Raw genomic sequence first — 19,570 nt, forward strand, 5'->3', positions numbered from 1 at the left:
TTATATTAAACATTTTTTCAATATAAAGAAAAAATATGTATCAGCTAAAAGAGGAGTATTCCATGGAAAACCAATCCCTAACAAAACAAATTGGCGAAAAACTAAAAAAGCTTCGTCTTGAAAATAAGTTAAGTCTCGATCAACTATCCGCTCGATGCTCAGTAAGCAAGCCAATGCTTGCTCAAATTGAACGAGGTGTGTCAAACCCAACCGTTAATACACTATGGAAAATTGCAAATGGACTTGGCGTGTCTTTCACGGCATTCATCGATGCAGAACAGCCGGTTATCAAGAAAGTCAATCGATCTGAAATCGAACCATTAATTGAAGAAAGCGGAAAAATGAAGGTCGTCCCGCTCTTTCCGATGGAACCAGGAAAATCGTTTGAAACGTTTTATATTGAACTTGAACCAGGATGTGACTATCATTCTAATCCACATCCTGATGGTGTTGAAGAATATTTATTTATTGAAGAAGGCAGTATGACCCTTGAGGTCGATACGCAGTCATACATCATTTCTAGTGGAGAAAGTTTAAGATTCACTGCAAATTATCCACATTATTATCGAAATCCTTACAGTGAATCATGTAAAGCTATGATGATCATTCACTATCCGAGTTCTATACGTTAAGACAGAGAGTTATACGGAAGATATAGTTCTCCCCATTTATTTCAAGAAGTTCTGTAGGAGGTCTTTGTGATGAGGAAAGCTTTATTTATAGTGACTCTACTGATTGTAATAGCGTCTTTTTCCATCAACCTTTTTATCGAAAACAGTTCCCTACAAACAATCATTAACATGACCGGATTAATTGCTATACTTTTACTAGCTATTTTCACAAGAATACGAACTGCTAGGATTAAAAAACATTGAATTCCCCCATATAAAAGACCAGGCGAGCGAAAATATTCGCTCGCCTGGTCTTTTATCATCTAACTTTTGTTTTCACTTCAGATTCAACAGTCATTTCAACCGCTTCTGTCCAGGCTTCACCATATCCTGGATGCGGGGAATAAGGATAGACAAAATCTTCGTCCCTTGCCCCCATCTCAAGAGCTAGCGTTGCTTTTTCGATCAGTTCAACAGCACCAGCACCCACAGCATGAAATCCTAGAAGCACATGACTCTGTCGATCTCGAATGACTTTGATCCGACCTTCTGTATGGCCCATGACTGTTGCATAACCATTTGCTTGCATAGAAGAACTTGCCGTCATAAACTCATACCCTGCTTCTTTCGCTTCTTTCTCCGTTAAACCTACAGATGCTACCGGAATTTGAGTTTGGATGACTTGCGGAAGACAATCGAGTGTAAAAGCGGCTTTTATACCGCAGCAACGATCGGCCGCCGTCTTGGCCTGCTTAATTCCCTTCGCAGCAAGCGAGGGTCCCACAGTTACATCACCACAGGCATAGATCGTTGGTATTGACGTTTCACATCCCTCAGAAATGTGAATATATCCATCATCTTGTAAGTCAAATCCCGCTTGATCCAATCCAAGCGAATCGCTATTATGAATCCTTCCAATCGAATAGGCAATTATTTCTGTTTCTAATTCAACGTTTTCTCCGTTTTGGTTACGGAATATCAATCCAAGACCATCGTCCTTTACACTGCAATCAGATACTCCTCTGAACACCTGAACCTTTTGCTTTTTAAATTGCCTTTTGCATTCACGTTGAATGCTTTCATCCCATTCAGAAAGAATCGCTTCTTGGTCTGTCACAATCGTTACTTCTACACCCAGCGAGCGAAACGTACTCGCCGCCTCTACCGTAAGATAATCTGCTCCAAAAATTACAAGTCGATTAGGCAGGGAGGATAATGCATAGAGCTGTTCTACAGGGAAAATGTTTTCTTTTCCGCTTGAAATGAAGGATGGAGTTTTTGGTCGACTCCCCGTTGCAATAATCGCATCGTTAAATGACCAAACTTCAAATTTCTCCCCTTGTTCTACACCAATTCGCTCAGAAGATAAAAACGCTGCATTTCCCTTTACACGGTCGATGTTATTTGACTTAAAACGCATCTCAAGACCTTTTTCCATGGAATCGATCATGCGATTTTTCTCGCTATGCCATTTTTCCATAGAAAACGATGACGCTATCGTTACCCCTGGAGCCGTTTCCTTCATTTTTCTCGCTGAAGATGCCAGTAGTTTTGATGGTATACATCCTCTATGAAGACATTCCCCACCTGATCGAGATCGATCTACCATAGTAACGTCTCTTCCATGCTTCGTAAGTCGAAGAGCGGCTTCATAACCAGCTGGCCCTGCGCCAATCACGACAACATCTTTTTCATGAATGATTTCACCTACAACCATTAGACAAGCTCCGTTATAAATAGAGAAGGTTGTTCAATCAATTCAATAAAGCGATTCGTAAAGCGCATAGATGTCCCTCCATCTGCGATACGATGATCAAACGTCATTGATATCGACATTATTGAGCGAATAATGATTTCATCTTTTTCCGTAACAACTGGCATTTTTTTTGTTTTATGGAAAGCAAGTAAAGCCGCTTCTGGATAATTAATAATCGGCGTAGCCCCAGTGCTACCAAGCGGTCCTGCGTTACTAATCGTAAATGTACCAGATGAAAGGTCTTTGCTTTTGAGCTGATTACTCATAGCGGATTGATGAAGGTTTTTCATCTTAGTGTGAATGCCTTTAATTGAAAGTTTGTCACAGTCGTGAATAACAGGCACAATGAGCCCTTCCTCCGTATCAGTTGCTAAACCAATATGGATATTAGGGTTTAAATAAATGAGACCTTCCTCTTCTTTTAATTCCGAATTGAAAATGGGAAATTCCTTAAGTGCAAGGCATACTGCTTTAATATAAAAGGCAGCAACAGAAATAGATACCCCACTTTTTTCTTGAAGTGTCTTTTTCATCTCTAATACATTCGTCACATCTACTTCATCAAAATGTGTAACATGAGGTATTGTGAGAGTAGATTTTTTCATTTTTTCTGAGATTTGTTTCCGTCTCGCTGAAAATGGAATGGTATCAGTTTGTAATAGATTCGTTTCGTTTGCTTTTTCTTGCTCTTGAGGCTCTCGAGGACTTTGTAACGTGGCAATATGTCTTAAAACATCTTCGTCTGTAATGCGTCCCCCTGGCCCGGTACCTGTTACCCTCTCGATATCAACGTCATTTTCTCGCGCTATTTTCCTCGTGAATGGGGCAGCTAAAATTCGTTTCGTTCGGTTTGGAATAAGTGTTTGCTCCACGTGTTGAGAGATTGGAGAGATGGTTAATAACGTACCGCCCACTTCAACTACTTCACCTGCCGCTACATGAATTCTTTCTACTTTCCCCGCCAGCGGAGATGGAAGCTCAGCGGTTACTTTATCAGTCTGCACTTCGACCAACGGCTGATCAATTATGACTTGATCACCTGGTTTAACAAGCAGCTGTACAATTTCACCTTCTGACATCCCTTCTCCAATGTCATGCAATTTCACGTCCATATACGATCCCTCCTTTAGAAACGAACTGTTTCTTCAATCGCCTGCAGAACTTTACTAGCATCAGGTAGATAATCATCTTCGAGCGTAAATAACGGCACTGGCGCATCGTAGCCCGTTACTTTTTTTATCGGTGACTTCATATAGAGAAACGAAGTATCGTTAATGATTGAGATAACTTCACTTCCTACTCCTCCAGACGAGGCAGCTTCATGAATGATAACCGCTCTCCCAGTCTTTTGGACTGATTCAGAGATCAATTCTTTATCAAGTGGATAGAGACACCTGAGGTCAATTACATCACATTCAATTCCATTGGAAGCTGCTTTTTCAGCAGCTTGCTCCGCCACTTTCATCATAGCTCCCCAAGCAAAAAGAGAAACATCACTACCATTACGCCGTCTGTACCCTTTGCCTAGTGGTATCGTATAACTTCCCGTTGGTACATCACCTTTGCCTGTGCGATACATCCTCATAGGCTCTAGAAACAAGACTGGATCAGGATCTTTTATACTGCTAATAAGGAGCCCTTTTGCGTCATGTGGCGTTGATGGCACGACAACCTTCAACCCTGGTATGTGAGCAAATAGTGCTTCTGTACTATCGCTATGAATTTCTGGTGCTCTTACACCGGCCCCGTAAGGCACTCGAATCGTCAAAGGTACTGTATAACGACTTTGCGTTCTCGTTCGAATTCTCGTCGCATGTGTCATGATTTGATTAAAACCTGGATAGATAAACCCTAGAAACTGTATCTCCACTACTGGTATAAAGCCATTCATCGCAAGTCCTATCGAAGTTCCTATTAAGCCTGACTCCGCAAGCGGCGTATCTATGATTCTGTCATCACCAAAAAGTTCATAAAGCCCATCTGTGGCTCTGAAAACACCGCCATTTCTCCCAACATCTTCCCCAAGTACAAGAACGGACTCATCTTCTTCAAGCATCACCTTTAAAGCTTCCGTAATGGCCTGCACCATCGTTAGCTTTTTCATATTCACTGCTATACTCATTTTTCACTCTCCTTGTGAAAAAAGCGCTCTTTTTGTTCCTGTACTGGCCAAACGCTAGTGCCGAACACATGATCAAACATAAGAGCTTCATCTGATTTCTTTGTCTTTTCCATTTCCGAGACAGCAGTATTTAATCGATCTTCTGCTTCGTTCTTGAGCTGTTCCACCCACTCAGATTCCCAAGCATTGCGAGCTTTAAGATATTCCTCCACTCTCTTAATGGGATCTTCCATCTGTCTTCTCCGTTCACTTTCCCCCTGATCGCGATATTTCGAAGGCTCATCTGTCGTCGTGTGTGCCCCATAGCGCCACGTAACGGCCTCAATTAACGTTGGCCCTTCGCCCTTCCTCGCTCGCTCTACGGCTTTCAATGTTTCACTATAAACAGCAAAGACATCATTGCCGTCCACTCGTACGCCTGGCATATCATAACCAAGTGATTTCTGAGCTATCGTCTTAGAGTTCATTTGTCTTTCAAGAGGAACGCTGATCGCATACCCGTTGTTTTGGTTAAAGAATACAACTGGGATTTGAAACACACTAGCAAAGTTTAGCCCTTCATGAAAATCCCCTTCAGATGTTGCCCCGTCACCGAAATACACTATAGAAACTCGATCGCTTCCTTTTTTCATCTCCGCCCACGCTGTACCTGTAGCATGAAGAATTTGCGATGCGATTGGAACAGATGGCGGGAAAATATGTTTACCCTCTGGTGGGACACACCCCTCAATACAACCTTTCCAATATAGAAAAATATTAACGAGGGAATGTCCGAAAGCAGCTGTTGCAGCATGATCGCGATACGTTGGGAACATCCAGTCTCCATCTTCTAAAGCAAGCGCACTTCCGATTTGAGAAGCTTCCTGACCCTCGAATGGAGCATACGTACCAATTCGTCCCTGACGCTGAAGATTGACTGCTTTTCGGTCAAACATGCGTGAGAACGTCATTTGCTCATAAAAGCGCCTGGCGTTCTCTACTGTGACATATTCATTTTCTTCCAATTGCCTACCTTCCCCATTAACGAGTTGTCTCAACGGAAACTGCTCAGCTAGATCCATTGACATCCACCTTTCATTCTATTTTAAGAGCGAACTGTCCATTTTCCAGGTTTCTTATGTGCAAAAAAACTATTTCTTCGTTTTCTACTTTCCAAACGCTTTTCGCAAAAAAGATTCGCTGCTTTTATCGTAGAAAAAGAATGCGTCTCTGCTTGCTCAAAAATAGATAGCAAGGTGTCATAAATGGCTTTCGTTTTTTGCAATACTCGTTTTGGATTTGGCGTATAAAGCTCGTCAGATACTTGAATCAAACCGCCGCTATTTACAATATAATCAGGAGCATAAAGAATGCCGCGTTCATTTAACAAATCACCATGCTCATTTGTTAAAAGCTGATTGTTAGCCGATCCAACAACTGCCCGTACTTTAAGCTTATGAATCGTTTGGTCATTAATAATTCCTCCAAGGGCGCAAGGGACAAATACATCTGCATTCGCTTCATAGATTTCGTCTCCAGAAACAACCTTCACCCCACGGTTTAGTTCAATAGCCCTTTGAATCAAACGGTCGATCGCATGCTGATTAATATCTGAAACAATTAAATCTGCACCTTGCTCTAGAAGCAGTTCTGCTACTTTATATCCAACTTTCCCAAGCCCTTGAATAGCGTAAGTGCGCCCTCCTAGCTCTTCTGAACCAAACACAGTTTTGTTTGTAGCCTGTATTCCATAGACCACACCGTTAGCGGTTGGAACGGACGAATCTCCACTTCCGCCATACTCTTCCGGAACGCCGACAATGCAGCTGCTTTCTCTTAATGAATGAACGAAATTATCAGGTGTTGTTCCCATATCTGTACCAGTGTAAAACCGCCCGTTCAACGATTCGACAAACTGGCCAAATGCGCGAAAAAGCTCTGGAGTTCGATCTCTTAACGGATCCCCGATGATGACTGCTTTTCCACCACCAAAGTCAACGTCTGCTGCAGCGCATTTATATGTCATCCCTTTTGACAGCCTTAACACATCTTCTATCGCATCATCGACCGTTTCATAAGGTCTCATTCTACAGCCTCCAAGCGCCGGACCAAGCGTTGTGTTATGTATGGCAATGATGGCTTTAAGACCCGTATCGACATCATTACAAAAAAGTAACTGTTCATGCTCTATGATTCGATCAAACACGATTATCACCCCTTTATGAAATCGCTTACATTTTAGTGCTTGCTAATTTTTCATCGATAACGTTCTTAGGAAGAATGAACTGAATCACTTTCCCTGTCCCGATAAGTTCTGATCCTCTTTTCACGTCTACTCGACTAATGACAGATTTGTGTGTTAGCGAAATGATAACGGCAAAGATCTCGACCATTTGTCCTTCGCAAGCTGGCCCTAGATGTTTTACTTCAACACCCCCACCAATACCTTCCTCTTCTTTTTCAAGAAAAGGAAGAATTAGCTGTCTTGCTGCCCATTCCATATGGTAAACCATCGAAACAGTTGAATATGCCTTGTGGACTACTTTCCCTTCAAATTTTGCATACATGTCAGGGGTTATCTCTATTTGAATAACAGCACTTTGGCCGATCGTAATACCACTCTTCACCTGCTTCACCCCTTCAACATCACGATATAATATATGACGTTTATTTAACGATATAATAACATTGCGTATATTAACCGTCAATGAATTGTCAAAAAAATCAAAACAATATAGTGAACTTCAAGATTATGAGTCAATTGACGAGCTATTATAGGAACAAATCCCCCACTTCATATTTCGCTAAGTGGGGGCTCTTACTCTTATTATCTAACTTCACTATCCTAACAGGGCGCGATCATTTGTCAGTTTGGCTCCTTTTATTCGCTGGAATTCATGAAGTAACGCTTCAATCGTTAAGTTCTGTTTATCCTCTCCTTCTACTTCTAAGATAATTTTACCGCTATCCATCATAATTAAACGGTTCCCTAAATCTAAGGCCTGTTGCATATTATGAGTAACCATGAGTGTCGTTAAGTTCGTTCGCTCCACAATTTCTCCGGTTAGTTTTGTGATTAGAGCTGCTCTTGCTGGATCAAGTGCTGCAGTATGTTCATCTAATAAAAGCATTTTTGGTTCTGTAAAGGTCGCCATTAATAAGGAGAGCGCTTGTCTCTCTCCTCCTGAAAGCAAACCAACTTTTGCGGATAAGCGATCTTCAAGGCCGAGGTGAAGTGTTTCGAGCGCTTCCTGAAAAGTTGTTTTCAGTTTCTTCGTCACGCCCTTCATTAACGTTCGTCTCCGATTTCGATTATAAGCTAATGCTAAATTTTCTTGTATCGTCATCGACGGCGCTGTTCCAGCCATAGGATCCTGAAAAACACGCCCGATCAATTTTGACCGCTTATATTCTGGTAAACTTGTAATCTTTTTTTTATCAATGAATATGTCCCCAACGTCAGGTGTTAAGACGCCAGATACCATATTCATTAAAGTCGATTTACCAGCCCCGTTACTTCCAATGACGGTTACAAAATCGCCGGTTTTAAGGGTTAGGTTAATGTCTTCTAACGCTACTTTTTCATCAAGAGTCCCTTCGTTAAATACTTTGTGAATTTGATTTAGTTGAAGCATATCCTTCGTCCCCCTCCTTCATTTCTTTCAATTTCACTTCTTGCCGGAGGCGTTTTCGTTTTTTACGATTTCGCTCTTTCTGACCATCAATTAATTGCGGAAGAACAAGTGCAGCAATAACGATAACTGCAGTAATTAATTTCATGTCACCTGTTTCGAGAAAATCTACTCGGAGAGCAAGACTCACAACAATACGATAGACAATCGCCCCACCTATAACCGCGAATGTGGTCACAGCTATCGTCCTTGTTCCAAAGATAGCCTCCCCAATAATAACCGACGCAAGACCAATAATGATCATTCCGATTCCCATACCCACATCTGCAAATGAACTATACTGAGCAATTAACGCTCCTGCTAACGCAACAAGTGCATTTGAGAGTCCAAGTCCAATAATCGTTAGCCCATCCGTATTTGCTGAGAAACTCCGAATCATTCGTTTATTGTCACCTGTCGCTCTAAGGGCAAGACCAATTTGAGTACGTAAGAAAAGATCAGTCATAATTTTAATCACTGTCGTAACAACCAGCATGCTTATTAATATAGCCCATGTTGAAGTGAGATTTCCTAAGCCAATACCTGATGTCATATTATTTAAAACCGAATCAAGTCCCGATGTCTCAAAAAAGCCTTCTATCTTTGTGAAAATGGATTGTTCATTTAAGAGTGGAACATTCGATCTCCCCATTATTCTCAAATTGATTGAGTAAAGAGCAATCATCATTAAGATTCCCGCAAGAAGAGGATTAATCTTCCCTTTAGTATGTAGAAGACCCGTCACACAACCCGCTAAGAAACCAGCTCCAATGGCTACAAGCGTAGCAAAAAAGGGATTTGTTCCGTTTACAATCAGAATAGCAGCAATGGCTGCCCCTGTTACGAAACTTCCGTCAACAGTTAAGTCTGGAAAATCAAGAATTCGAAATGATAAATACACTCCGAGTGCCATAATGGCATATATAATGCCAGATTCTACTGCCCCAAACATTGCTGAGCCCATTTTAAGCGCCCTCCTCTTCCATTTCATTTGAAAACACGTTCATAGTCCATCTGATAAAAATAGGTTCGAAAAAGAAAACTCTCTCTTTTTCGAACCTATTGATCTACTCGATATATTCCCCCATCTCTTCCCATTCTGTCTTCACTTCGATGCCCATTTCTTCTGCCGCTGTTTGATTCATTTTAAGTTTTAAATTCTGAGGGTATTGAACGGGGATATCTGTCGTCGTCTCTTCCCCCCTCAAAATTTTCGCAGCCATCAGGCCAGCTTCATATCCAATATCTTTATAGTCAAAGCCATATGCTGCAAATGCTCCTCGGCTAACAGAATCGAATTCTCCTGCGAACATCGGAATATCTTTATCATTCGCTACGCTGATAACCGATTCAAGTGCTGATACGACAGTATTGTCAGTTACAATGTAAATCACGTCCACCTTACCAACAAGTGCTTCTGCAGCCTGTTTAACTTCAGCTGAAGTAGAGACACTTTTCTCAACAGCCTTCAGGTCTGTACCTTCCATCGCTTCTTTTACAATGTCCACTTGCGCAACAGAATTTTGTTCACCAGCATTGTAGATGAGTCCTACATTTTTTGCGTCAAATTCACTTGCTATAAATTCAATTGTTTTCGGAATGGCTTCTGGATGTGTATCAGTCGTTCCCGTAATGTTCTCTCCCGGCTTATCAAAATCTTCAACAAGCTTTGCACCGACTGGATCAGTCACGGATGTGAAAAGAATTGGAATATCTGAGGTCGCATTTAATGCAGATTGTGCACTTGGTGTTGAATTAGCAAAGATTAGGTCGACTTCATCTCCAACTAGATTTTGTGCAATCGTATTGCTATTGTTCATATCGTTCTGCGCATTTTGAACATCGTAGGAAATGTTCTCGCCTTCTTTAAATCCATTCTCTTCAAGCGCCATTTTAAATCCTTCATAAGCAGCATCTAGAGAAGGATGTTCAACAATTTGAGTCACGCCAATTGTATAAGACTCCTTATCCTCTGCTTCGCCACTACTAGAATCCGTGTTTGATGAGGAATTGTTCGTTCCGCAACCCGCAAGAGCCATCACACTAACTAGAGAAATACCTAACCATTTTTTCCAGGATCTCAAACGCCTGTCCTCCCCCAAATAAGTTTTCTAAACTTATTGTTGTTATATTCTTTATCCACTGAAAAGCCTTGACTAAACCGGGATATCGTATCGTTATGGTACACTTGCTATTCTAGCTTGTCAACGAATATTCAAACAATTGGAATTATTTAATATATTTTAAAAATAACACTTGATATATGACTACTTCTTCATAGATATTTTCTCAAACTCTTCCAATTTGCTTTTATAAATTAGTAATGCCCCTTCAACCATGTCTTCAAATAGTTTCTGGACAGAAGGAATAGAATTGACTATCCCACTTATTTGTCCTCCATTAATAAATCCATCTCCAAGTCGTCCTTCTACTGCTCCTATCCGATGTTTCTCTTCATCAGTCATCGCCGCAAAGTCTTCAGGCTTTACTCCACTTAATTCAGCTTTTAATAACTGATCTGCGTATTCAGTTCTCAAAACCCTTCTCACTTTTCCAACAGATCTCCCAACGATAACTGTTTCAGTATCGTTAGCTTCTAGAAGCTTTGTTAGATATCGCTCATGATATGGCGATTCTTCTGTCGCAATTAATCGTGTACCCATCTGTACTCCTTCTGCCCCAAGAGCTAAGGCTGCAGCAAACCCTCTAGCATCTCCAATCCCACCTGCTGCAATAACTGGTATTTGCACACTTGCTACGAGCTGAGGAATCAGGGTCATCGTAGTAATCTCAAGTGGAGAATTAATTCCAGCTGCTTCATACCCTTCTCCTACGATTAAATCTGCACCGGATTCTTCTGCTTTTTTCGCTTGTTTGACACTAGCCGTTACACAAATAACTTTTATACCGCACTCTTTAAGAAAAGGAACATAAGGTGCAGGATTTCCTGCGGAAAGAGAAACAATAGGAACTGCATGTTTTACTGCAAGTTCACACATCCCCTTTAAATCTGTTGTAACAGTAATTGGTATGTTGAGAGCAAATGGTTTAGCTGTACGCTGTTTCATATCAAGAAGGAGGCTCTCCACTTCTTCAAGACTAAGCGTTCCAGTTCCAATCGTTCCTAGTCCTCCTGCTTCAGATACCGCCGATGCAAGAATCGGACTCGAAATATTCCCCATCCCCCCCTGTATAATTGGATAACGAATGGAAAATAGCTGACAGACTCTTTTCATTTATATCCCTCCTTTCATTCATATAACGATAATGATACGAAACTAAACATTCGTGTTATACTTATTAGTAACATTCAAAGAAGATCAACATAATTCCTGCTTAATATGAAACTTCTATTTTGAAACACTGAAAAAATAGTTTGTAAGCTAAAAAAGAAGGGAGAGCAACTATGTTATTTTCATATAATCGTATAGCACCTACTCTCGCTCCAAATGTTTTTGTCGCACCCGGAGCAAAAATCATCGGAGATGTCTCAATCGGAGAGGACTCTACAGTTTGGTTTAACGCTGTGTTAAGAGGTGATGAAGCACCGATTAGTATCGGGAAAGGATGCAACATTCAGGACAACTGCACCTGTCATCTATTTGAAGGGTATCCTCTCGTTCTTGAGGATGAGGTATCAGTTGGTCATAACGCCATTCTTCATGGTTGCACCATTCGAAAAGGTGCTTTAATCGGAATGGGCGCAATCATTCTTGATGGAGCTGATATAGGAGAAGGTTCTTTAATTGGGGCACATACACTCATTCCATCAGGTAAAAAAATCCCGCCAAACAGCATGGTGCTTGGCTCACCAGGTAAAGTAATTCGTGAACTGACAGATAAAGATAGAGAGCTGATCAAGCTAACCATTGAAACTTATAAAACAAAAGGGAAAGAATTTAAAGAAAGCTCGTTCGAAATTAAAGAATAGAAAAAAAGAAGGAACTGGAGGTTAATCCTCCGTTCCTTCTTTTTATAGGCGATCCGTTAAGAGAGGATGCTGTAAGGCATCATAACCATTATCTTTGTTTGTTAACTCATTTCCTTCTTTAAAAATTTCTTCAAAGAAGCGAGAAGCCGGCTGTGCAAGTGTTCTGTAATAATCACTAAATAACGTAGCCGCATGCTCGCCCGGCCACTCTTCAGGTAATAGTTCTGAGGGGAGTCCTGGGTCAACGAAGAGAAATTTTCTATATTCATGAACCAGCTTTGCCCGTTCAACAAAGCACTCCCCATCACTCATCTTACCTTTTTCAATTTTACTTCGATCAATCACATAGCGCTCACTATACATTTGGATGAATTCACGATATTTCTTACTAATTTCATTCAAATCCCAGCATTCCTCTACAAGAGCCATGCTCTCGTGCGGTCCTTTGTAATCGGCTATAAAGAAATGGATATAATCGCGAATATCATATTTCTCAATTAGCAAATTCACCTGTTCTTCAAGATGGTTGGGAGATAGCCATAAACTAGCAGAAGAACTTCCAAAGCCGCTCCACACTAGCTCTTTACGCAGCTCATCGCGAATATGACGTTTCTCTTCAGGAATGTTATAAAGCAACATTCGCCATCTTCCGTCCCACTCTGAAGGTTGAAGTTTAAATATTCTTCGCGCAGCCTCATCCATCCTTTTAACACCGCGATCTGTTAAGTAATAAAAACTTTTGTTACCTTCTTTCCTGGATTCCACCCAACCTTGTTTACTCATTCTTGAAATGGCCGCTCGAACAGATTGATCGTTATGACCAAACTCTTTCAAAAGACGAATCAGACTTCCGATCCAAATTTCATTTCCATAATGTCTGATATATTCTCCATACAGTGTAAAAATCATTGATCTTGTATTTAACCCTTCACTCATCATCATACCCCCGCTCATCACAACTTCATTCCGTTATGAATACGTCGCTTAAATATGATGTTATACTACCAGAGCCATTGGTCCAAAGCAACTTTTACTTTCCCTTAAACACTGGTTTTCTTTTCTCTGCAAAAGCATCTAACGCTTCGAGACGATCCTCTGTTGGAATTGTTACTTCATATGCTTTAGATTCAATAGCCATACCAGTATGACAGTCCACATTCATACCTTCACGAACGGCAAATTTCGCCTGCTGTACCGCAACAGGAGCATTTTGACAGATCTCTCTCGCTAGCTCTTCACACGTACCTAGTAAATTCTCACGAGTCGTAACACCGTTTAAAATTCCGTAGTCGTATGCTTCTACAGATGATAGTTTGCGAGCAGTTAAAACTAATTCCATCGCTTTCGCTGTTCCAATCAAACGAGGTAATCGTTGCGTTCCTCCCGCACCAGGTATGATGCCAAGGCTCGTTTCAGTTAAGCCCATTTTTGTTCCTTCGACGGCAAATCGAAAATCACATGCAAGAGCGAGCTCAAACCCTCCCCCAAAAGCAAAACCATTCAGCGCAGCGATCGTTGGCTGGGGAAGCGATTCAACAGAGGAAAAAACCTCACGAATCTTCTTTACATTTCGCCGTACCTCACTTTCAGAAAGCGTTCGCCTTTCTTTTAAGTCCGCCCCTGCACTGAAAGCCCTTTCACCGGCTCCCATAAAAATAACGGCACGTACCTCTCGATTTGAGTAAATATCATCAACAATGCCTTGAAGAACTGAGAGTGTTTCATAATTAAAGCAGTTTAATACATCTGGACGATTTAACATTACGTATGCCACATGGTTTTTCATTTCATATGTAACGACAGCCATTAAAAAAAACCTCCTCTATGTTTGTAAGCATAGGAAAGAGCCGGGGGAGCTGATTACGCAATCAACCACCACGGCTACTTTCACTCTATAGCATCTATTCTTGATTTGCCCCCATTTTCCTGCTTTTTTTCTCTCATAACTTAACTGCCGTGAAAAATTGGTTTGCGTTTCTCGGTAAATGCTTGAATGCCTTCAAGATGATCATTCGTTTTTCCAGCTTCTCCTTGAGTCACAGCTTCCATCTCAAGTACTTCATCAAGATTACTTTCCCAACTTCTTTGAAAGTTTTGCTTAATGTGCTCCACCGCTTTAGGAGGAAGACTCGCTAAGCGATTAGCAAACTGGTTAATTCCTTGCTCCCAATACTCATTTGAGAACATGTCTGTCACAAGACCAAGCTCTTTGGCATCTGCAGCACTTACTTTCTCTCCAAGCATAGCAAGCTCCAGTGCTTTCGCATGACCAAGTAAGCGCGGTAGAAAGTAAGTGCTCCCAGAATCAGGAACAAGCCCAACATGAACAAAAGCCTCAATAAAGCTTGCACGCTCATGAGCTAACCGAAAATCACACGCTAGAGCAAGACTCATTCCAGCTCCCGCCGCTACTCCATTCACAGCAGCGATCACCGGCTTACTTGATGACGTTATTTCTTTCACCATTGGGTTATAAGTAGACCTGAGCATTTCCGCGTGATCCACACCTTCTTCAACGCTACCTAAATCTTGACCAGAACAGAAAGCTCTTCCATTACCTGTAATAACAATGCAGCGAACCTCTTGATCGTTTGTTGCTTGATTGACCGCTGTAGCTATTTCTTTGTTCATCAAGGATGTAAACGCATTCAATTTATTCGGTCGATTTAGACGAACCCAACTTACACGATCCTTCACTTCATACTCAATCGTTTCGAACATCTTACTAACACCGCCTCTTCTACTTTGTATCTGCTGTCTCTCCAACTTCTTCGCCAACCATTAGTGTAACAAGATCTCCCGCAAACCCCATCAAATCTTTCCCTGAGGCTTTTCCTTCTTGCGACTTCATACCAGCTTTCATCGCTTCGTGATCTTCATAATACATTTCACACATAAGATAGTAGTCACTTTTCCCCATTGGTGAACCAACTATTTTAGTTACTTCCATTTTTTTAAGACCGGGAATTTTTGATGTAATCGGAGCATGTGTATTAAAGTAATGTTCATCGAACTTTTGAGCATTTTCCGGTTGTTTGTACAATGCGATTAATTTGACCATTCTTCATCAACCTCTCTTATTTTAATTAAATCGACACAGGCTTCATCGCTTCAAATGGATTCTTACACGACCTGCAATACAATATACTTCGACAAGCAGCTGGCCCAAAAATATTGTCCATCGTTGTATACACTGATTCACAATAAGGACAGGGTACTCTCCATTCCTTCCCATCGTGTACTTCTGGGGGAGCAATGCCAAACTTTTTCAAGGCTTCCCTTCCTTTTGTAGAAACAAGGTCCGTTGTCCAGATCGGATACCGAATGAAAGTGACAGTTACAAAATCCACTTCAGGAATACTTTCTACAGCCAACTCAATATTCCTTTTGATCATATCTAGGGCGGGGCAGCCAGAGAATGTCGGCATAGCTTCAATTGTCACTCGGTGATTGGAGATGTGAACTTCGTGTATTATCCCAAGATCGACAACGCTTACAACTGGAATTTCAGGATCCTTTACAGTTTCAAGAACCTCCATGACTCTTTCTTTAAGAAACATTCTATGTTGTCCCCCTCCTTACCACTCAGCTGCAGGCACAGATTGATAGACTTCTGAAAGAGTAACCAATGCTGTCATTAAATGCGTTGTATGAATCCCGTTTCGTCCATCTCCTTGCTTCATGCCCATTGTAAAAGTAGACTCTTTTTTATTTAAGTATTCAATAAAACGTTGCTTAAGAATTTCCTCGCCTTCAATAAGCGAGAGGCGCACCATTTGATCTCCTAAACGACCGTATGAAAAAACACCACCTAGATCTTCAAGCACGGTGCTGATCGCCTTCTCCATTCTGATCCTCGCTTCAGAAGTACTATTCATTAGCTGTCCATACCACACTTCCCAGTGCATCATATGGTAGCTCATTTCAATAGAGATTTTTTGAACAATGTGTTGAAGAGGCTCATAAGATTCTTGTTTTATAGAATCAAGCCGGATTTTTTTTGCGAGTGTATAAAAGTAATTTCGGACAACAGTAAAAGCCCAATCATACGATGGATTATCTAAATAAGTCCCCGTTCCATTCGGTAACTCCACAAGCACTGAATTACGAAAATGCTCACTTGGTCGTTGATGTGTTAAAACATCAGCCTCGCCTTCACCAAGTTCTTCTAACAATGAATAATAAAGCGCTGCATGCCCCATTAAATCCTGGCTAATCGATGCAAACGCCACATCTTCTTCGATATGAGGAGCGAGGCCGAGCCATTCTGATCCCCTATAAGCTAGAATAAAGTCATCATCTGCTAATTGATAGATAAGTTCAATCATACATCGTTGATATTCCTCAGATTTCATTACCCCTCGCCTCCTCCCATAATGTCTTTTTCAGTAAGCTGTTCTTGCTCATACTGACGCCACTTTTTCCTTAAATAGCCGTATCCCTTAGTCTCACGATAATTCTTCTCCAGATGCTTCATTGCCTCTCGTTCCTCTTGACTCATCCGTTTAATATGATCACGTTTCACTACCCAAATATCAGCTGCCTGCTCTCTCCTAAAAAAATTTTCTTTCGCCATAATAAAGGCGAGCTCACGATTAGGTGCAAGAAGACTAAACTGATGCTGTAGTGATGCGGTATCCGTCTTCTTACTAAAAACCTCATAAACTTCATAAAACTGATTATTTTCTTCACTCACACCCTATCACCTCACTAAATTCGTTTTTACGCTTGAACCGAGTGCATCTCTTACCCAGCTATTCATCTCATATGAACGAACGCGAAGTGCTAATCGCTCTTTCGATTTAGGTCCATTTCCAGTAACAATTTGCTTGAATTCTTGCCAATCCGGCTGCTGATACGTCCATTGAGCAGTTGCTTCATCAAACGTTAACGTCTCATCTGGGATGGTTAATCCCAACGCCCAAACTCTTGGAACATACTTCGTAAGAAACTCCTGTCTCAGCTGTTCATTTGTTTTCGTTCGAAGCTTATAGCGCATATTCTTATCCTGATTCGTATGACCAGTATCCGCTTTTGATTTCGGTCCAAAAAACATAAGAAGAGATGGCCACCAATTATTAATAGAATTTTGTAACAAGGCACGCTGTTCTTTAGTTCCTTCCGCTAGAGCCATAATAATGCTTTCCCCATGCTGAGCATGAAACACCTCTTCCGCACAGATGCGTTTCAAAGCACGGCCATACGGTCCATAAGAAGTTCCTAACATCATCGTTTGCGAAATAATTGCCGCACCATCTACTAACCAAGCAATCACTCCGGCATCTCCCCAAGTCGGTGCCTCCATATGAAAAACATTATGGAATTTCAACCTTCCAGAAAAAAGGTCCTGCATAATGTCATCTCGATCTTTTCCTAGTGGTTCCATTAAATCCTCAGCTACACGAAGCAGTAGCTGTCCATGCCCCATTTCGTCCTGTACTTTCGCCATAATCGCAAGTTTCCTATAAAGGGTAGGGGCTTTAGGAACCCATTCTTTCTCTGGCAACGCCCCCATGATTTCACTAATTCCATGCATTGAAATTAACCTAATCAAGGCTTCTCGATAATCATCTGGCATCCAATCATCCGCTTCAATCTTTTCTCCCTTATCAATGCGATCCATAAACTTAGCCATTTGAGCTTCCGAAGTTCTCACTATTCCACACACCACCTATATAACGTTTATTTAACGTCATTATATTTTATTGTCATATAAATATCAATTGTTTTCTGATTATTCATAACAAAAAGCTGATCCCAATAGGATCAGCTTTTTTGTTTAGACGTTTATTTGTTTTCTAAGGGCTTTTCTCAGAATTTTCCCAGTCGTATTTTTCGGAAGTTCTTCAATGAATTCGATTGTCGTGGGACACTTATATTTCGCTAAATGTTCTTTGCAAAAGCTCATAACTTCTTCTTCTGAAATCTTTTGCTTCGTTACAACAAAAGCCTGCACAGCTTCCCCAAAATTCGGATCAGGTATCCCGACAACTGCAGCCTCTACAATTTCTGGGTGCTTGTAAAGAACCTCCTCTACTTCTCTTGGATAAACGTTGTAACCTCCGACGATTACCATATCTTTTTTGCGATCCACTATATAGAAGTACCCTTCTTCATCCATTCTTGCTAAATCGCCTGTAAATAGCCACCCTTCTTTAAGGGTAACGGCTGTATCCTCCGGCATTTTATAGTACCCCTTCATCACGTTAGGTCCCTTAACTGCCAGTTCACCAACCCTCCCTACCGAAAGTTCTTGTCCAAGTTCATCAACTACTTTGTTTTCGACATTAGTGATGTTCCGACCGATTGAACCAGCTTTCCTAGGTCGGTCTAATGGATTGAAGCACGTTACGGGAGCCGCTTCTGATAACCCATATCCCTCAGAAATGCGGACATTAAACTTTTCTTCAAAACGGTGAAGAAGGGCGACAGGCAAGGATGACCCTCCAGAAATACAAATACGCATATGTTGAAAGTAGTCAGCACGGCCTTCAGGATATTGATAGAGGAAATTATACATTGTTGGTACACCAGCAAAAATTGTTGCTTTGTATTTCTCAGCAACACGAAAAACTTCTTGAGGACTGAACTTAGGAAGGATGACAATGGTTCCGCCTGATATAAGCGGTGCATTCATTGAAACAGTCATGCAGAATACATGAAACATCGGAAGGGCTGTAATCACCACATCCTGTGAGGAGATTTGGAGATATGATCCTGTATCTGATGCATTGCTAAATATATTCCTATGGGTAAGCATTGCACCTTTTGGTTTTCCGGTAGTACCGGATGTATAAAGGATAACAGCAAGATCATCTTCATTAATGGTTATTTCCGGTAATAACTTACCTTGATCTTCAAGCATGTTTGTAAACGTTTTCAATTTGGTGTTTGAAATCATTCTACTTTCTGTTCCCTCTCCAATATAAACAACAAGACCTACACCAGAAAGTTGATCGGCCATTTTTTCAACGAGAGGTAGTGCCTGCTCTAACGTCACGATTGCTTTCACATCTCCATTATGAAGGAGATAGCCGATTTCATCAGGGGTATAGATAGGATTGATTGGAATGATGACTGCACCCGCTCTTAATGCACCGTAATAACTAATTAGAAATTCCGGCGAGTTTCCTAAAATAAGGGCAACATGATCGTCTTTCTTTACTCCTTCTGCCGATAAATTCGCAGCAAACATAGAAACCTTATGCTCAAACTCTTTGTAAGATACAGCATTATCTTGATAAATGTATGCTTGTTTCTCAGGATAAGTGGCAGCTGTCTCTGTTAATTGCTGAGATAAATTCATTCGCTCTCCTCCTATGTGAATGAGTAATCATTCATTTTTAATTTTCTAAATATATTATATTGGAAGAAAATTTCAGTAGCAAGGGGAACAGAGTAAAGTTCATAATTTTAATCACAACAGCAAAAGTATTTTTTTTGGAAAGATCGTGATAAAAACTAATACTCCCTTATTTTATTAAGCTAGTTAGATAGCCA

At 41.0% G+C, this 19,570-nt stretch carries 21 protein-coding genes; 2 read left to right on the forward strand and 19 right to left on the reverse strand.

The genetic code is table 11. The features are described from left to right. Positions 1–62: 62 nt before the first annotated feature. Entirely contained in the window at positions 63–632 is a 570-nt protein-coding gene (locus tag Q4550_RS12255) for a helix-turn-helix domain-containing protein (RefSeq protein WP_303533068.1), read from the forward strand. A gap of 298 nt (positions 633–930) precedes the next feature. Here the strand turns inward: Q4550_RS12255 and Q4550_RS12260 are convergent, their stop codons facing one another. From Q4550_RS12260 to Q4550_RS12305, 10 genes are all read right to left on the reverse strand, one after another. Further along, positions 931–2,328 carry a dihydrolipoyl dehydrogenase family protein gene (locus Q4550_RS12260; RefSeq protein WP_303533069.1) on the reverse strand — a complete coding sequence of 466 codons (1,398 nt, stop codon included), beginning with the start codon at positions 2,326–2,328 and terminating at the stop codon, positions 931–933. Continuing rightward, a complete protein-coding gene (locus Q4550_RS12265) occupies positions 2,328–3,479 on the reverse strand; it encodes a dihydrolipoamide acetyltransferase family protein (RefSeq protein WP_303533070.1) in 1,152 nt (383 codons plus the stop codon). Before Q4550_RS12265 ends, Q4550_RS12260 begins: the two co-directional genes overlap by 1 nt. A 14-nt stretch (positions 3,480–3,493) precedes the next feature. Beyond that, positions 3,494–4,489 carry an alpha-ketoacid dehydrogenase subunit beta gene (locus tag Q4550_RS12270; protein WP_303533071.1) on the reverse strand — a complete coding sequence of 332 codons (996 nt, stop codon included), beginning with the start codon at positions 4,487–4,489 and terminating at the stop codon, positions 3,494–3,496. Beyond that, positions 4,486–5,550: a pyruvate dehydrogenase (acetyl-transferring) E1 component subunit alpha gene (pdhA, locus tag Q4550_RS12275; RefSeq protein ID WP_303533072.1), complete on the reverse strand. Its 1,065-nt coding sequence runs from the start codon at positions 5,548–5,550 to the stop codon at positions 4,486–4,488. Before pdhA ends, Q4550_RS12270 begins: the two co-directional genes overlap by 4 nt. A gap of 23 nt (positions 5,551–5,573) precedes the next feature. Further along, entirely contained in the window at positions 5,574–6,680 is a 1,107-nt protein-coding gene (locus tag Q4550_RS12280; RefSeq protein WP_303533239.1) for a Glu/Leu/Phe/Val dehydrogenase dimerization domain-containing protein, read from the reverse strand. Positions 6,681–6,699: 19 nt separating this feature from the next. After that, positions 6,700–7,095 carry a thioesterase family protein gene (locus Q4550_RS12285; protein WP_303533073.1) on the reverse strand — a complete coding sequence of 132 codons (396 nt, stop codon included), beginning with the start codon at positions 7,093–7,095 and terminating at the stop codon, positions 6,700–6,702. Between the two features lie 213 nt (positions 7,096–7,308). Continuing rightward, complete coding sequence (locus Q4550_RS12290; protein WP_303533074.1) at positions 7,309–8,103, reverse strand: ABC transporter ATP-binding protein; 795 nt, start codon at positions 8,101–8,103, stop codon at positions 7,309–7,311. Then, complete coding sequence (locus Q4550_RS12295) at positions 8,069–9,103, reverse strand: ABC transporter permease (RefSeq protein WP_303533075.1); 1,035 nt, start codon at positions 9,101–9,103, stop codon at positions 8,069–8,071. The genes Q4550_RS12290 and Q4550_RS12295 overlap by 35 nt, the downstream gene beginning before the upstream one ends. A 103-nt stretch (positions 9,104–9,206) precedes the next feature. Then, on the reverse strand, positions 9,207–10,178 hold the full coding sequence (locus Q4550_RS12300) for an ABC transporter substrate-binding protein (RefSeq protein WP_303533241.1): 972 nt from the start codon (positions 10,176–10,178) through the stop codon (positions 9,207–9,209). 228 nt (positions 10,179–10,406) lie between these two features. Continuing rightward, positions 10,407–11,375 (reverse strand): NAD(P)H-dependent flavin oxidoreductase, encoded by a 969-nt coding sequence (locus tag Q4550_RS12305; protein WP_303533076.1) that lies wholly within the window; start codon positions 11,373–11,375, stop codon positions 10,407–10,409. Positions 11,376–11,545: 170 nt separating this feature from the next. Between Q4550_RS12305 and Q4550_RS12310 the strand changes: the two genes are divergently transcribed. Further along, complete coding sequence (locus Q4550_RS12310) at positions 11,546–12,070, forward strand: gamma carbonic anhydrase family protein (RefSeq protein WP_194220240.1); 525 nt, start codon at positions 11,546–11,548, stop codon at positions 12,068–12,070. Between the two features lie 42 nt (positions 12,071–12,112). Here Q4550_RS12310 and paaX read toward each other — a convergent pair whose 3' ends face one another. The 9 genes from paaX to Q4550_RS12355 form a co-directional block, all read right to left on the reverse strand. Beyond that, a complete protein-coding gene (paaX, locus tag Q4550_RS12315) occupies positions 12,113–13,006 on the reverse strand; it encodes a phenylacetic acid degradation operon negative regulatory protein PaaX (RefSeq protein WP_303533077.1) in 894 nt (297 codons plus the stop codon). A 94-nt stretch (positions 13,007–13,100) separates the two neighbouring features. Further along, entirely contained in the window at positions 13,101–13,877 is a 777-nt protein-coding gene (locus tag Q4550_RS12320; RefSeq protein ID WP_303533078.1) for an enoyl-CoA hydratase-related protein, read from the reverse strand. Between the two features lie 140 nt (positions 13,878–14,017). Then, positions 14,018–14,791, reverse strand: a complete 774-nt coding sequence (locus Q4550_RS12325) for an enoyl-CoA hydratase/isomerase family protein (protein WP_303533242.1) — start codon at positions 14,789–14,791, stop codon at positions 14,018–14,020. A 19-nt stretch (positions 14,792–14,810) separates the two neighbouring features. Further along, positions 14,811–15,131, reverse strand: a complete 321-nt coding sequence (locus Q4550_RS12330; protein WP_194220243.1) for an EthD family reductase — start codon at positions 15,129–15,131, stop codon at positions 14,811–14,813. A gap of 25 nt (positions 15,132–15,156) precedes the next feature. Continuing rightward, on the reverse strand, positions 15,157–15,630 hold the full coding sequence (paaD, locus tag Q4550_RS12335; RefSeq protein ID WP_303533081.1) for a 1,2-phenylacetyl-CoA epoxidase subunit PaaD: 474 nt from the start codon (positions 15,628–15,630) through the stop codon (positions 15,157–15,159). Between the two features lie 18 nt (positions 15,631–15,648). Beyond that, the gene (paaC, locus tag Q4550_RS12340) at positions 15,649–16,425 is read right to left on the reverse strand and encodes a 1,2-phenylacetyl-CoA epoxidase subunit PaaC (protein ID WP_303533083.1); all 777 of its coding nucleotides are present in this window, start codon (positions 16,423–16,425) and stop codon (positions 15,649–15,651) included. Then, positions 16,425–16,766: a 1,2-phenylacetyl-CoA epoxidase subunit PaaB gene (gene paaB, locus Q4550_RS12345; RefSeq protein WP_303533085.1), complete on the reverse strand. Its 342-nt coding sequence runs from the start codon at positions 16,764–16,766 to the stop codon at positions 16,425–16,427. Before paaB ends, paaC begins: the two co-directional genes overlap by 1 nt. Positions 16,767–16,772: 6 nt before the next feature. After that, a complete protein-coding gene (paaA, locus tag Q4550_RS12350; protein ID WP_303533243.1) occupies positions 16,773–17,705 on the reverse strand; it encodes a 1,2-phenylacetyl-CoA epoxidase subunit PaaA in 933 nt (310 codons plus the stop codon). Between the two features lie 144 nt (positions 17,706–17,849). Further along, positions 17,850–19,376 (reverse strand): fatty acid--CoA ligase family protein, encoded by a 1,527-nt coding sequence (locus Q4550_RS12355; protein ID WP_303533087.1) that lies wholly within the window; start codon positions 19,374–19,376, stop codon positions 17,850–17,852. Positions 19,377–19,570: the final 194 nt, after the last annotated feature.

The sequence above is a fragment of the Anaerobacillus sp. 1_MG-2023 genome, from assembly GCF_030547345.1.
Classification (GTDB): domain Bacteria; phylum Bacillota; class Bacilli; order Bacillales; family Guptibacillaceae; genus Guptibacillus; species Guptibacillus hwajinpoensis_B.

Excerpts from the sequence above, each read along its gene's own strand:
- Q4550_RS12330 (WP_194220243.1), bottom strand. The coding sequence starts at position 15,131 with ATGGTCAAATTAATCGCATTGTACAAACAACCGGAAAATGCTCAAAAG.
- Q4550_RS12290 (WP_303533074.1), bottom strand. The coding sequence starts at position 8,103 with ATGCTTCAACTAAATCAAATTCACAAAGTATTTAACGAAGGGACTCTT.
- Q4550_RS12305 (WP_303533076.1), bottom strand. The coding sequence starts at position 11,375 with ATGAAAAGAGTCTGTCAGCTATTTTCCATTCGTTATCCAATTATACAG.
- Q4550_RS12260 (WP_303533069.1), bottom strand. The coding sequence starts at position 2,328 with ATGGTTGTAGGTGAAATCATTCATGAAAAAGATGTTGTCGTGATTGGC.
- Q4550_RS12295 (WP_303533075.1), bottom strand. The coding sequence starts at position 9,103 with ATGGGCTCAGCAATGTTTGGGGCAGTAGAATCTGGCATTATATATGCC.
- paaX (WP_303533077.1), bottom strand. The coding sequence starts at position 13,006 with ATGAGTGAAGGGTTAAATACAAGATCAATGATTTTTACACTGTATGGA.
- Q4550_RS12355 (WP_303533087.1), bottom strand. The coding sequence starts at position 19,376 with ATGAATTTATCTCAGCAATTAACAGAGACAGCTGCCACTTATCCTGAG.
- Q4550_RS12270 (WP_303533071.1), bottom strand. The coding sequence starts at position 4,489 with ATGAGTATAGCAGTGAATATGAAAAAGCTAACGATGGTGCAGGCCATT.
- paaA (WP_303533243.1), bottom strand. The coding sequence starts at position 17,705 with ATGGCTAAGTTTATGGATCGCATTGATAAGGGAGAAAAGATTGAAGCG.
- Q4550_RS12320 (WP_303533078.1), bottom strand. The coding sequence starts at position 13,877 with ATGGCTGTCGTTACATATGAAATGAAAAACCATGTGGCATACGTAATG.
- paaD (WP_303533081.1), bottom strand. The coding sequence starts at position 15,630 with ATGTTTCTTAAAGAAAGAGTCATGGAGGTTCTTGAAACTGTAAAGGAT.
- Q4550_RS12255 (WP_303533068.1), top strand. The coding sequence starts at position 63 with ATGGAAAACCAATCCCTAACAAAACAAATTGGCGAAAAACTAAAAAAG.
- Q4550_RS12300 (WP_303533241.1), bottom strand. The coding sequence starts at position 10,178 with ATGGCTCTTGCGGGTTGCGGAACGAACAATTCCTCATCAAACACGGAT.
- Q4550_RS12310 (WP_194220240.1), top strand. The coding sequence starts at position 11,546 with ATGTTATTTTCATATAATCGTATAGCACCTACTCTCGCTCCAAATGTT.
- Q4550_RS12325 (WP_303533242.1), bottom strand. The coding sequence starts at position 14,791 with ATGTTCGAAACGATTGAGTATGAAGTGAAGGATCGTGTAAGTTGGGTT.
- paaC (WP_303533083.1), bottom strand. The coding sequence starts at position 16,425 with ATGAAATCTGAGGAATATCAACGATGTATGATTGAACTTATCTATCAA.
- pdhA (WP_303533072.1), bottom strand. The coding sequence starts at position 5,550 with ATGGATCTAGCTGAGCAGTTTCCGTTGAGACAACTCGTTAATGGGGAA.
- Q4550_RS12265 (WP_303533070.1), bottom strand. The coding sequence starts at position 3,479 with ATGGACGTGAAATTGCATGACATTGGAGAAGGGATGTCAGAAGGTGAA.